Annotated in this window: 11 protein-coding genes and 2 pseudogenes; 5 read left to right on the forward strand and 8 right to left on the reverse strand. The window is 44.7% G+C overall.

Annotated elements, in window-relative coordinates; genetic code table 11:
- Window positions 1–72 precede the first annotated feature (72 nt).
- Window positions 73–477, reverse strand: a pseudogene (locus ACLGGO_RS32920) (ATP-binding protein); the annotation flags it as partial.
- Between the two features lie 702 nt (window positions 478–1,179).
- Between ACLGGO_RS32920 and ACLGGO_RS32925 the strand changes: the two are divergent.
- Window positions 1,180–1,836, forward strand: coding sequence for a PEP-CTERM sorting domain-containing protein (locus ACLGGO_RS32925; protein WP_446422478.1), 657 nt, complete (start codon window positions 1,180–1,182; stop codon window positions 1,834–1,836).
- A gap of 44 nt (window positions 1,837–1,880) precedes the next feature.
- On the opposite strand, the gene ACLGGO_RS32930 is transcribed toward ACLGGO_RS32925, so the two are convergent.
- Window positions 1,881–2,117 carry an IS200/IS605 family accessory protein TnpB-related protein gene (locus ACLGGO_RS32930; RefSeq protein ID WP_446345529.1) on the reverse strand — a complete coding sequence of 79 codons (237 nt, stop codon included), beginning with the start codon at window positions 2,115–2,117 and terminating at the stop codon, window positions 1,881–1,883.
- A 40-nt stretch (window positions 2,118–2,157) separates the two neighbouring features.
- Entirely contained in the window at window positions 2,158–4,110 is a 1,953-nt protein-coding gene (locus ACLGGO_RS32935) for an ATP-binding protein (RefSeq protein ID WP_446422479.1), read from the reverse strand.
- 214 nt (window positions 4,111–4,324) lie between these two features.
- Here ACLGGO_RS32935 and ACLGGO_RS32940 point away from each other — a divergent pair, with 214 nt between their 5' ends.
- Window positions 4,325–4,975 (forward strand): 2OG-Fe(II) oxygenase, encoded by a 651-nt coding sequence (locus ACLGGO_RS32940; protein WP_446345427.1) that lies wholly within the window; start codon window positions 4,325–4,327, stop codon window positions 4,973–4,975.
- Between the two features lie 142 nt (window positions 4,976–5,117).
- The gene (locus ACLGGO_RS32945) at window positions 5,118–5,750 is read left to right on the forward strand and encodes a Uma2 family endonuclease (protein WP_446345425.1); all 633 of its coding nucleotides are present in this window, start codon (window positions 5,118–5,120) and stop codon (window positions 5,748–5,750) included.
- 747 nt (window positions 5,751–6,497) lie between these two features.
- Here the strand turns inward: ACLGGO_RS32945 and ACLGGO_RS32950 are convergent.
- The 3 genes and pseudogenes from ACLGGO_RS32950 to ACLGGO_RS32960 form a co-directional block, all read right to left on the reverse strand.
- Window positions 6,498–7,139: an eCIS core domain-containing protein gene (locus ACLGGO_RS32950; RefSeq protein ID WP_446422480.1), complete on the reverse strand. Its 642-nt coding sequence runs from the start codon at window positions 7,137–7,139 to the stop codon at window positions 6,498–6,500.
- A 149-nt stretch (window positions 7,140–7,288) separates the two neighbouring features.
- Window positions 7,289–7,426 (reverse strand): annotated as a pseudogene (locus ACLGGO_RS32955) (RRXRR domain-containing protein); the annotation flags it as partial.
- A 255-nt stretch (window positions 7,427–7,681) separates the two neighbouring features.
- Window positions 7,682–7,945 (reverse strand): hypothetical protein, encoded by a 264-nt coding sequence (locus tag ACLGGO_RS32960; protein WP_446362740.1) that lies wholly within the window; start codon window positions 7,943–7,945, stop codon window positions 7,682–7,684.
- A 371-nt stretch (window positions 7,946–8,316) separates the two neighbouring features.
- Between ACLGGO_RS32960 and asnB the strand changes: the two genes are divergently transcribed.
- Entirely contained in the window at window positions 8,317–10,167 is a 1,851-nt protein-coding gene (gene asnB, locus ACLGGO_RS32965; RefSeq protein ID WP_446422481.1) for an asparagine synthase (glutamine-hydrolyzing), read from the forward strand.
- A 59-nt stretch (window positions 10,168–10,226) separates the two neighbouring features.
- On the forward strand, window positions 10,227–11,114 hold the full coding sequence (locus tag ACLGGO_RS32970) for a hypothetical protein (RefSeq protein ID WP_446422482.1): 888 nt from the start codon (window positions 10,227–10,229) through the stop codon (window positions 11,112–11,114).
- Between the two features lie 118 nt (window positions 11,115–11,232).
- On the opposite strand, the gene ACLGGO_RS32975 is transcribed toward ACLGGO_RS32970, so the two are convergent.
- Together ACLGGO_RS32975 and ACLGGO_RS32980 are read right to left on the reverse strand one after the other, a co-directional pair.
- Window positions 11,233–11,418: an asparagine synthase-related protein gene (locus tag ACLGGO_RS32975; RefSeq protein WP_446422483.1), complete on the reverse strand. Its 186-nt coding sequence runs from the start codon at window positions 11,416–11,418 to the stop codon at window positions 11,233–11,235.
- Window positions 11,406–12,218, reverse strand: coding sequence for an asparagine synthetase B family protein (locus tag ACLGGO_RS32980; RefSeq protein ID WP_446422484.1), 813 nt, complete (start codon window positions 12,216–12,218; stop codon window positions 11,406–11,408). Before ACLGGO_RS32980 ends, ACLGGO_RS32975 begins: the two co-directional genes overlap by 13 nt.
- Window positions 12,219–12,582: the final 364 nt, after the last annotated feature.

The following is a 12,582-nucleotide window of genomic DNA, read 5'->3' on the forward strand; positions in this document are numbered from 1 at the left end:
GCTAGTTATTAACTGGGGGCGCAAACTGAAAAATAAGGGTAATGCTCTTATCACAGTTTAAATGCATGACAGCTTATCGATATCTTCTTTCCGGTTGGAGGTAAGGATGGCAAGTCCCTGATAGGCTTCCATCCGTTGCAACAAATAACTAATCTCCACATTCGCGTAGCGGTCATGGCTATCTTTGACCTCGGTGCGTTTGCCAAAAATCGCATCCGCTTCATCAAAGAGTAAAATTGCCCCACCCGTTTCAGCGGCATCAAAGATACGCTGTAGGTTTTTTTCCGTCTCGCCAATATATTTACTCACCACTGCCGAAAGGTCAATGCGGTAGAGGTCAAGATGAAAGAGATTAGCTAGGACTTCTGCTGCCATGGTTTTCCCCGTACCGCTTTGACCGTAAAATAGGGCGCTGATCCCTAAGCCACGACTTCCTTTACCCGCAAAACCCCACTCTTGGTAAACTTTGGCACGGTGTTTCAGATCGGTGGTAACAATTAACGTGAACGGTGGAGATCGTCATTTGTCATTTGTCATTTGTCATTCGTCATTCATCCTTTGTAAGGGTTTGAGGCTTGTTTACAAAACAAGCGTGGGCGTGTTGTTTTCTTTTGTCCGACTACTTAATCGTGCTGTCCGTCTGAACTTAATACATTTTTAAGCGAATTTGTCAAAATTGACGAATGACGTAGCTTGCTAAAATTTATCATAAACAAGGATAAAGTAAAAGTATTTTTACGAAAATTCATTGATTAATTTTGTATAAATCAGTTGTGAAATGTGAAAGAGTAATCCTTGCTCGACAAGCTTTTTGGCATTATTTTTGTTCACAAATTATTTAGAACGATGGCAATGTGTTAGGACATTTTGTCGTGCGTAATGTGGGATAAAAACCTTTCTTCCAAATCTGCCGCAAGGGAGGGTGCATCTCGTTGGAGCGCTTTGGCGAATACGGGAAAATTGGAGCAAAATTTACGTTTCCTTTTTAAAAAGACCGTTTTCCATGAAGATTATGTAAAATCACTATAGTTCATCTTGCGTCCCCTTGTGTTGGTCTGTTTTAGTAGTAAGTGTAGAAACTGAGATTCCGATTTCTGCATTGATGATGAGCACCTCATCAGCAGAGCGATCGCCATCCACGTAACTTGCTGTCTACCTTACCGAAAGAAGGATTTCACAATGACAAAAGCTAAACTTTTCCTCGCAGTCTCCTTAGTCAGCGCATCCCTGAGCGCATCTCCCGCCTCTGCCAACCTCATCTTGGACGTGGGGCCAGGAGGAGTGCCATTACCCTGTAATAACTGCGGTAACATTAGCGGTCAAACATTCGGCTGGTCCTTTGAAGTAACCAGCCCCATCAAGGTCGATGGGATTGGAGCCTGGGACTTCGGTGCAGATGGAATTGGCCCCGCTCTCGAAGCTGGACTCTGGGATGACAGTGGGTCGTTACTGGGGTCTGCAACGATCTCCGACGCTAGCTCGCCCGAACCTTCTAATGGTAATGGTGAATGGCTATTTGAGGATATTACTATGCAAACGCTCCTGCCGGGGATTTATTTTACCGGCCTCACGTTTTTCGATTCAACACCCTTGGCTCAGTTTGGCACAGCGTTCACGACTATCCCTGAAGTGACCTATCTTAATGCCACCGTAAGTAATGCAGGTCCTAACTCAGGTCTCGTTCTCCCAGACAGTCCTTTCGGCCCCGACGGAGTTTTTGGGTCAACTCTCCGCGTTGCTCAAGTCTCCGTACCTGAACCCGCTTCTGTACTCAGTCTCCTCACCCTCGGCACCCTCGGCGCAGTCTCAACCCTCAAACGCCAACTGAAAAAGTAGTTTCCTCGACTACCCGTAACCGTGTAGACTGAACTTGTAGAAACTTATGGGTTCAGTCTTTCAACTCGTCTCCCCAAATAGGCTGATTGCTTATAGGGAGCCTCTAAGTCTAAGGCTGATGTTTTTGAAGTATAACTTTCCTCTTGAATGACTACCTTGATGCCTATTAATTCACACTTATAGGTAATCTGGTCGATTAACTTAGCATGAGGAATATTCACAAACTTTTGATTATGACCTTTGCCCAGATTAACCTCTTGTTTCCAGCCTTCATTTACAATTTTCTACAATTTTGCCCGCAACAGTTCAAAACCCTTCAGCTTAAGTCCATCCTCTGGTTTCTTCATCACTCAGCAATCGCTTCAACTTGAAACATTCCCGTTGTGCCCCTTGCAGCAAATGTTTCATCATCACGGGTTCATTGGCATCAGCCGCTAGAAATGCTGCATTTAGGGCAATATTGCGGATGTTGCCTCCGGGAAGATTGAGTTGTCCCAGTTTCTGGTAATCTAGCCCTTGAGTCGGAGTCTGTGGGGGAAAAATACGCCGCCAAATCTCGCTGCGGGAGGCGGCATCGGGGAGGGGAAACTGCACCACAAACCGAATCCGGCGCATAAAGGCAGTATCGATATCTTCTTTCCGGTTGGAGGTAAGGATGGCAAGTCCCTGATAGGCTTCCATCCGCTGTAACAAATAACTAATCTCCACATTCGCGTAGCGGTCATGGCTATCTTTGACCTCGGTGCGTTTGCCAAAAATCGCATCCGCTTCATCAAAGAGTAAAATTGCCCCACCCGTTTCAGCGGCATCAAAGATACGCTGTAGGTTTTTTTCCGTCTCGCCAATATATTTACTCACCACTGCCGAAAGGTCAATGCGGTAGAGGTCAAGGTGAAAGAGATTAGCTAGGACTTCCGCTGCCATGGTTTTCCCCGTACCGCTTTGACCGTAAAATAGGGCGCTGATCCCTAAGCCACGACTCCCTTTACCCGCAAAACCCCACTCTTGGTAAACTTTTGCCCGGTGTTTCAGATGGGTGGCAATATCCGCCAGAATCTGGCGCTGTTGTTCGGGCAGCACTAAATCGTCCCAGACGGCAGTCGAGTTGAGGCGTTGAGCTAAGTCATCCAGGCGAGGACGGGCTTGGCGACGGCAGTAATCCCATAATAGGTCAGGGTTTGCAGGCGTTTGCCCATTTTCCGAGACTGAGGCGGCAATTTTATAGCGATCGCTGGCGGCTTGAATGGAGGATGAGCTGAGGTTAAACTGAGAGGCGAGCTGATCTAGATGTCCGTTGAGGTGGTTGCTGTAAGCACCCAGATGAGTTGACCAGATCACCCGCTGTTCTTGTGAACTGAGGGGGGGAACATCAAAGCAGTGAACCGGATAGAGTTTAGTTTTGATCCGTTCTCTGCCACTCAATAGAACTGGAGTCCGCAGATTTTCCACAAATGTAGACACAGATGAGGAATCATTGTCCGAGAGATGATCACAATCGAGAAGCAGAAAGCGATCGGTTAGCCAAGCTTCTCGTTCCCAGCGTTGTTTGATAGTCAGCAGTTCCTGGGTTTGGCAGGGAAGGGAATCCGCCGACATGACGTGTAAGCTATAGCCTAAGCGAGTGGCAATTTCTAACGCCATGCGATAGTTGGCGGACAATTCCCCACCGGAGAGTTGTAACACAGAAGTGTCGGGGGAGGATTCTGATATGCTAGCGACTAATTGCTCGACAATCTGTTCTTGAGCGGGAGAGAGAACCAGAGTCGCTATACCAGTCGGTACGGTACTGACGATACCAGCCAATTTCTGATCATCGGCGTCTTCGCCTAAGAGATAACAGAGAATGCGCTGATCTAGAGCAATGCGAGAAAGAGAAGCCGGATAACTAGCAGATAATTCGATTAATTGCCAAGACTGTAAAGGGGAAAGAGGCGACAAGACTGACCAACTGGCTTCGGGTAACGAGGATAGACATAAAGCCAGCGTGGGATAATTTTTTTGAGCATCGCCATGAACTTTGGCAAATAATTCGGCAAAAGAAGGCTCGATTTCAAATCCCAGACACAGAAGCAGGACATCCCGTTCAAATGAGGAGAGCGCGAAGCGTTGACACAGTACATCTAGGGTATAGGATGGTGAAAAAGGTTTAGGTTCGAGTGGGGGCTGCTCTGTGCCTTCAAGGGTATTTTCTAGATATTGACGGATACGCTCAAGGTCATGGAGCAGATTGTTAAAGTTTTCCAGTCGCCAGAGTGACATTAGGGATGTTTCCATAGATAAGTCGGTGGGAACAATTATAGGTAATGGATCTTATCGTTATTCGTCAAAACACTGATTTCACAGATTTATTTATTGTCCAGATGGGGGTAGGGAGGTGAGAGCTTATTCATACACTGATGACACCGATAATTTAGTTCTCTCATCTTGAGAGAATGGTTAGGATTTTCAAGGAGTTTATTTCCACCAACCTACTTAAGGTAGATGATACATGAACAGAATAAGTGAGCCAAGAAGCATTGATCAACCTACGGATAAATTAAGTGTCTTCACTCGTTTTGGGTTACTTGTCGTCAAGAATTTTTTTGATCCTGAACTATGCCGGAGAATTCGAGAGCAAGTCCGCTCAACGAGTGATTGGCAATCAGGAGAGGTTCGTGATGATGAAAATTGGGTCGTCGATGAGACAGTCCGAAAAACTGAGTATGCTGGAGTTTCAGAATCGACAGAATTGTTGGTCAAACGTCGTTTAATGGCGCTTAAGCCCAGATTGGAAAGTCATTTCTCTGTAGAACTCACTGCCTGTGAAGGAGTAAATTTCTTGTTTTACAGTCACGGTGGTTTTTATTTACCCCACCAGGATAGTAACATGGCAACGGATGCACCCGAGCTGTTACAAAAGCGTCGGGTGTCTGTTGTTATATTTCTTAATCAAGAAGCAGAGGAACCTCACCCCGATTGCTATGGTGGGGGGGCGTTAGTCTTCTATGGTTTGCTGAAAGATCCACGTTGGGCAGAGTGGGGTTTTCCGATAAGCAGTGAAACGGGTTTATTGATTGCTTTTCCCTCTCATCTTATGCATGAGGTTGAACCAGTTACCCATGGCGAAAGATATACGATTGTGAGCTGGTTTTTGCTATAAACTGGAGTTTAGACTAGGAGTAAGGATTGAGGTCTGTGTTGAGTTTATTAATTATCCTGGTTGCGCTCGCCTTTCAAAAGTATAGCGCTTCGCGCTGACTTCTGACTCTTGTGGTATCTTAGTAGAAAATGGGTTTTATCCTATGGTTACGACAATAACGCTAGCCGAGCAGAGAACCTTGCTTTTTAATATCAGTTGGCAAACCTTTAAAATAATGCTGACTGAAATGGGTTCTGAGCGATTAACCCGATTAGCATATAACTCTGGAATGGTCGAAATAATGACTCCACTAATGGCTCATGAAAATTCGAACCGATTCATTGAAGGCTTAGTTATTGTACTTTGCGAAGAGTTGGGCTTGGAGGTTAAACGAACGGGTTCATTAACGTTGACACGAGATGATTTGGAATGTGGAGGCGAACCAGACAGCAGCTACTACATTGAAAATGAGTTCTTGGTACGGGATAAACAAGAAATTGACTTAGCTTCTGATCCACCTCCAGACTTGGTATTAGAGGTAGAATACTCTCGATCTAAGGTTAATAAGCTTCAACTTTATGCAGCGATGGGGATTCCTGAATTTTGGCGTTATAACGGGAGCGTGTTGCGAATCTATAGACTTGAATCCGGAGAATATTTAGAGTCAAGTCATAGCCCTGTTTTTTCCCCTGTTGCTGTTAGGGAAATCCCCCGGTTTATCCAACAGAGTCGCAACGTTGGGGAAATAACCTGCACTCGTAATTTTCGTAGCTGGGTGAAGCAGCAATTGCAGTGACGCTAACTAGAACTTGCTGCACAAAGCAGAAAATCTTAGCCATCAATGCTTTGAGATATATTGACAGTTGCTTTTCTTATAGCGATCACTCTCAACATTGGTGGTTTTAGTCTAATTCTATGAAAGTGCAGAATAGCCAGCTTTCAGAAAATTGATAGCATGACTTTATCCCTTAGAGCAGCAACGCCAAGTTTGCGTTGCCAGGGTTTCCTTACTCAGCTCTTTCATGGACAACATTTTCCGACCTTGTCCTCCAACGCAGCGACCTTTTGATCTATGCTCTTACCAGCTTTACCTTGACCTGAGGCGAACCCGGAGGTACCTGAGCCACCTGGGCCGCTACTTACACGCTGTATTGCTCGTGATGCATTGCTGGAGCCCTGATGCCTCTGAATAGAAGCATCAAGATTATTTTGCAGAGTTTTGGAAACATTACTAATCATGGTACTAGCGCCACGCAGAGAACTACCAGAATCAGAAGAGGTAGAGTCTGATTTGGCTGGGGTGGACGCTGAACTGGTCGCACTGCTGCCTTTGCTGCTCTCTTGGCGACTGGTTTTCCTTGAATCTCCTTTCGATCTTGATGCCCGTGATTTCATCGTTATTCTCCAAAGTGTGACTAATTTACTAGCTATTGATTATTATACGTTCGACTTTCGATGTCTAGGATGGTTATCTTCCTCAATGAATTGTCCAGCTCCATCAAGTTTTTTGTCCTGTAAATTGACAAAAAAAATCTGAAGCACTTTAGCCCGTTTGTTGTATGACATGGGTTAACTCGTGAGCAAGCAAATGTTTTCCTTCTGTACTACTCGGATTGTAGGCTCCCTGGTTAAAGAAAATATCTTGCTCAGTAGTAAACGCCTCCGCTTCAATGGCGTCATTCAATGCCTGAGCATTAGTGTCTGTATGGATTCGCACATGGCTAAAATCTACTCCAAAAGCTTCCTCCATCGGCTCGCGAATATTTGATTGTAGGGGCATTCCTTTTCCGCTTTCCTGATCGATAGCTACTTCTACTTCTGGAGACGCTTCCATTCCCCCATCATCAGTAGACTGTCTGTGTAAGGCTGATTCTCGTCGTATCGGTTGTATGTTTTCCGCGCTCACCTGTTCTAAGTTCGTTCCCATTTCAGGTTGTACCGACTCAGGAGATTCAATCTGTTGAATCACTTGTTCTGCCATAGCTTCGGCTTCTTGTTCATCCTGATCTTGCGGTTGACTAATCTGCATTTGTGGGTGAATGCGAGTTCCTTTAGTGCGGGTGGCTGATCGGCTATTTTGTTGGAGAGTACGGGACACATTATCGACCAAGGAACCAGGACGATAGAAAACTCCGCCGTAATCAGAACTATAATCGGAAGACGTGGATTCTGTTTTGGCTTGCATGGTAGAAGCACTGGAAGAATCCTTGCTGCTGTTCTTCTCTTGACGTGTTACGTTTCTTGAGTCATTTTTTGAGCGGTGTGCCTTCATCGTTTGATTTACCATTAATTTGCGATCGGTGCGCCTCTAGTCATTAAATCAATGGACAAAACTTGTGTGTCATGCAAAATGATGGTGAATGGAAAGCGACGAAGCACTGACGCTCTGCCAGTACGAAGCAACTTTCTTGCGCGTGCTGGGTGAGTAGGAGCGAACGGTTTTTTATTTTTGTCCAGTACAAACACAAACATAAGTTTCAATCTCGGATTGCTCCGGTAACGTGTTCCTCGACAAAGTTAAAGAGGCTTGTTCGGTCAAAGACACTGGTTTAGCTCAATAAACCTGTTTAATCCTTGACGACAGGGCTACAAACTGGAAAGCATTCGTAGGTGTCTTGACCTCTTTAACGTAGGCTTTCAAGCCTCAGTCTGGCTATCTTGTCCACAATTGTCCTGTGTTGAGCGGATAGCACGCCGCGTACAACAGCGTGAGATCGACACAGAAGATTACGGTTTGGGTGGAACCAATCGATCAATTCGCGCTGTCGCGATTCGTCGGTCTAAGGAAGCCCCTTGGTTCGCTTTTTGTTGGAGTGTATGAGAGACATTATCGGTCATGGAACCTGGGCTATGCAGAGAACCACTGGATTCTGAAGGAGTGGAGTCTGATTTGGCTGAGGTAGACGCTGAATTGGTCGCACTACTGCTCTTGCTGCTCTCTTGGCGACTGGTTTTCCTTGAATCTTTCGATCTTGATGCCCGTGATTTCATGCTTATTCTCCAGAGGATTACTAAGATACTTTGCTACTTACAGTTGAATAGTTAATAGGGATAAGGCTAAGGGAATTATCTGATTTGTGCAAGTCTTTGGTTGTATAACTTTACAAAAATTAAAACACTTCTGATAATTATCGGAGCTGCCGGAATTTCTTCCTGTATGATAATCAGGAAAGGCATTGTAGGCAGATGCCATGCCCAACTTTTTTGTCCAGTCAACCGACCTAATTAGGAAGCGAAGGAAGCGGGGAAATTTGTATAAATGATTTGTGAAAATAAATGAGGTTAAAACCCTTACCCTGTAAGGATTGCTAGTTCACAACTGATTTAGACACCCCAGAATTTAGCGTTAATCAGCCGTTGTCATGTGTGGATTTGCCGGATTTATTAATTTCCAAGATGACCAACACCCCCAACATGATTGGGCATATCTGACCCAAATGGGGCAACCCTTGCGACGCCGTGGTCCCGATGACGAGCAAGTCGTGAACTCACCACCGCTTTGGTTGATTTATCGCCGACTCTCGATTATTGATGTTCCTGGAGGGGGACAACCGATTTGGAATGAAAACCAAACGATGTGCGTAGTCGTCAATGGGGAAATTTACAACCACATTGAGTTACGCTCTCAATTACGAGAACACCATGACTTTCGGACTCAATCGGATGCCGAAATTGTGCTGCATTTATATGAGGAACGTGGTTCTCAAGCCCTCACCGCCCTAAATGGGATGTTTGCGATCGCGCTGTGGGACAAGCAACGACAACAATTATTTCTGGCACGCGATCGCTTGGGCATTAAACCCTTATATTACACTCAAGTCGGTTCACAACTGATCTTCGCCTCCACCCTAGCCTCCCTTCTGGCTCACCCCAATACCCCTTGGCATCCTCAGTTCCAAGACTTAACCAATCTCAGCGCCACCACATCCTACGTTCGAGGCATTCATCGCTTAGCTGGGGGACATTACCTATTGTTCGATGCCCACACTCAAACCGTAACGCCTAAATGTTACTGGAACCTAGCCGATTACTTAGTTACTGAACCCATCCCTGACAGCCGCACTCCCAGCGATTACATTCAGGATTATCGGGAGTTATTTGTCGATAGTGTCACCAAGCGGCTAATGAGTGATGTACCTGTAGCAGCCAGTTTGAGTGGTGGACTCGATTCTGGAGTCATTGTCGCCATTTCCCGTCAGATTCAACCCGATTTACACTGCTTTAGTATTAGCGATGATGACACGCGGCAAAATGGAGATATTGACGCCGCCGAACAGCTTTGCCAACAATTGCATCTGCCCTTTCATCCCCTGTGGTTTGATACCGAAACGTTCTTAGAGCAACTCGATTTTTCATTAGAGACATTTGAATATTTTATTGGGTTAATTGATGCACCTAAATTGCACCTAGAATGGATTTATAAGCACGAACTCTATCGCTATGCGAAAACCCTGATGCCCGATCTCAAGGTAATGCTACTGGGACAGGGGGCAGATGAATTTGCCGGAGGGTACTCAAAAGCCGAGGATAAAACCACCCAAAACTGGCAAGACTATACATCGGAATTAATCCAAAAAGAACAGCAAAATTTACAACTCAAAGAGCCAACTGGACTCGATGACGGTTCATTTATATTCGACTACACACTCAAATCCTATCCTTCTGGTTGCACTCCCTTTCAAAAAGAAATGTTGATGGGCATTTATTCCCTCCAGGACTATAACCTGTGGCATGAAGACCGCAGTTCCATGAGTCAAAGTATCGAAGCTCGTGTCCCGTTTTTAGATCATCGTTTAGTCGAATATCTTGCCGCTATTCCGCCCCAGCATCACCCGACACTGTTTTGGAATAAAAGGATTATCCGCCAAATGGCTCAAGCCTGGTTGCCCCACAGTTTCATCCATCGCCAAAAATCTCACGCCACAGAACCTAAACTCTACAACTCGATGAAGCATAAAATCGTACAGCGAATTTTTCCAGCGTTTAAGCAAAAATATCTGGATAATCCGGGTCAGCTCTTAATTGATATTGAGCCAGAAACCCTACTAGACTGGTTCGAGCAATCCTCACACCAGCCAACTTATAGTATCGCCTGTGAGCAGTTATTAACTGGGATGAAAATGGCTGTTTTTAAACAGATTTGCTCCCAGCGGAATTCTCCGGTAACTGGAGAGTACTTGTATCAGCGATCGCCGTTAGAGTTCACAGGTTAAACGTCACATCAATTGCCGCATATTAGCAAACTTAAACAATTCTCAAAACTAAAATAATTATGACTAACTATTTTGTCATCAAGAGCAAACTTAACAACTTAGTTCTTCAAGTTGACGACACCAATCGTATTGCTACAGATTTCGGCATTCAATCCCAGCATATCTGGGTTGTAACTGCTCAAGAAACCCAAGCCGATAACCAACTGTGGATGCTGAATCCACAAGGACAAATTCAGAGTAAGTTTAACGGTTTAGTTCTGGATATCGGAACAGAAAATTTACTGACTCTTTCTCATAAATATCACCAATACTTAAACTATCTCAGCAGTCAGGGTCTAGTTTACCCTCCCCTGTTAGTGACCGCTCCTCAAGATGATCAGCTCACTCAGCAATGGACAATAGAATGGAAACTGAATGCCTTTGCGATTAAAAGTAACCCAGATGGTAAGGTATTAGATATTTTTGGGGCTTTACCTTCAGAGTTTGTGCCAATTACCCTGGCGCCATTCTCTCCCAGTGCGCTCAATCAACAATGGGAAATTATGACTCCTGCGTCACCTTCAGCTTCAGGAACACGGGACACCTTGAATTCTGGTGAAATTCTCAAACCGGGTGAATGTCTAACATCAGCGAACGGAGTTTACTCCTTCTGCTATCTGACAAATTCCAATCTCGTACATTATGAGAATAAAGACAAGCCAAATATGAGGGTTTTGTGGCAAGCCAACAGCCATTTATATCCTCCTGCTTACCAATGTCACTTGCAACAATCAGATGGAAAGTTAGTCGTCTTCAATGTACCGGGTCATGCTACTTGGTCTAGTCAGAAATTTGGTTCACAGTATCCACCAAGTCAACTGATTGTGCAGGATAACGGTCATGTCATTATATATGACAAAAACGGTGCGCCCTATTGGGATTCGCTAGAAGAGACGAATGGGGCTTAGATTACCTTATACCAAGTTGCGTTCTATCATGTCATTGGAGAGCGAAGCGAAGAATCTGGACAGATGCGCGAGTTTCATTCCGTTTCACTACATTCTGCTCAGCATGACAGATTCTACCTTAGACTACAAAAGAACCATCATTAAGTCCAAATGCTTTTTGATGTTCGAGAATTCGTTGATGTTTTTCGATTAATTCTTGGTTATAACCTTGCCAGTTTTTTGTCGTTTTATCCTTTGCGGCGGAGTAACCTCCGGCAAATTCGTCTGCACCTTGTCCTAAGAGCATTACTTTTAGCTCAGGCATAATTTTTTTTGCGTAGCGATAAAGCTCGTGCTTATAAACCCACTCTTACTGACACTATCAACAAATAAGTCCCGATATTCTTGGACATAATCTTTAGCCGTGCGAGAATCTTTGACAGGTTCAGTAAATAAGTAATCAGCTAAATTCCAGTAACATTGAGGTGTGACAGTTTTTGTCTCAGCATCAAAGAGAAAATAATGCCCCCCCGCTAAGCGGTAAACACCTGCAACATAGGAGGTAGTAGCCCTGAAATTATATAAATCTTCAAACTGGGGATACCAAGGTGTTTTGGGGTGAACCAGCAGGGAAGCTAAAGTGGAACCAAAGATGAGTTGAGAATCCACCAAAGTGTAGTACAAAGGCTTAATTCCCAAGCGATCGCGTGCCAGAAATAGTTGTTGCCTTTGCTTATCCCAAAGGGCGATCGCAAACATACCATTGAGATAATTCAGGGCTTTTGGCCCCAACTCCTCATATAAATGCAGGATAATCTCGGCATCAGAGTTAGTGCGAAAGTGATGCTTTTCTCTTAAGTGCGATCGCAACTCGATATGGTTATAGATTTCCCCATTCACCACCACAAACAGGGTTTCATCTTCATTGGCAATTGGCTGCACACCTCCAGCTACATCGATAATCGAAAGTCGGCGATAAACCAGCCACAGGTGAGAAAAGTTTACCCTTTGTTCACCATCAGGGCTACGAAGAGAAAGTTCTTGCCCCATCTGGCTAAGATATTCCCAGTATTGTGGTAGCTGTTGACGATTTCGGAAATCAACAAATCCGGCAAATCCGCACATTTGTTGTAACTTTTATTGTCTCTCAGAATATTATATATGATCTTGAGTAGCATAAAAGGGGTCATAACTCATCGCACTATTAAGTTAAACGAATTTGTTTTAGCGATCGCCTTTTGTAGTGGTGTGACCCAGCTAAAATGGTGGAATAGTTTGTAGGTTGGGTTGAGCGAAGTCGAAACCCAACGGAATCTAGGGCTGAAGCCCTTACTACAAGCCGAATTTAATTCATCAAATAAGGTGTGCCATGCCACTACTTATCTGGAGTAGAAGATCATCATTGAAGAGTTGAACCATCGCGGCTGCTACTTTTGAGCAACGGAAACGCAATCACATCCCGAATACTCGCCGAATCCGTTAATAACAT

This window comes from Coleofasciculus sp. (assembly GCF_046565525.1).
Taxonomy (GTDB): Bacteria; Cyanobacteriota; Cyanobacteriia; order Cyanobacteriales; family Coleofasciculaceae; genus Coleofasciculus.

Excerpts from the sequence above, each read along its gene's own strand:
- ACLGGO_RS32925 (WP_446422478.1), top strand. The coding sequence starts at position 1,180 with ATGACAAAAGCTAAACTTTTCCTCGCAGTCTCCTTAGTCAGCGCATCC.
- ACLGGO_RS32935 (WP_446422479.1), bottom strand. The coding sequence starts at position 4,110 with ATGGAAACATCCCTAATGTCACTCTGGCGACTGGAAAACTTTAACAAT.
- ACLGGO_RS32940 (WP_446345427.1), top strand. The coding sequence starts at position 4,325 with ATGAACAGAATAAGTGAGCCAAGAAGCATTGATCAACCTACGGATAAA.
- ACLGGO_RS32945 (WP_446345425.1), top strand. The coding sequence starts at position 5,118 with ATGGTTACGACAATAACGCTAGCCGAGCAGAGAACCTTGCTTTTTAAT.
- ACLGGO_RS32950 (WP_446422480.1), bottom strand. The coding sequence starts at position 7,139 with ATGCAAGCCAAAACAGAATCCACGTCTTCCGATTATAGTTCTGATTAC.
- ACLGGO_RS32960 (WP_446362740.1), bottom strand. The coding sequence starts at position 7,945 with ATGAAATCACGGGCATCAAGATCGAAAGATTCAAGGAAAACCAGTCGC.
- asnB (WP_446422481.1), top strand. The coding sequence starts at position 8,317 with ATGTGTGGATTTGCCGGATTTATTAATTTCCAAGATGACCAACACCCC.
- ACLGGO_RS32970 (WP_446422482.1), top strand. The coding sequence starts at position 10,227 with ATGACTAACTATTTTGTCATCAAGAGCAAACTTAACAACTTAGTTCTT.
- ACLGGO_RS32975 (WP_446422483.1), bottom strand. The coding sequence starts at position 11,418 with ATGCCTGAGCTAAAAGTAATGCTCTTAGGACAAGGTGCAGACGAATTT.
- ACLGGO_RS32980 (WP_446422484.1), bottom strand. The coding sequence starts at position 12,218 with ATGTGCGGATTTGCCGGATTTGTTGATTTCCGAAATCGTCAACAGCTA.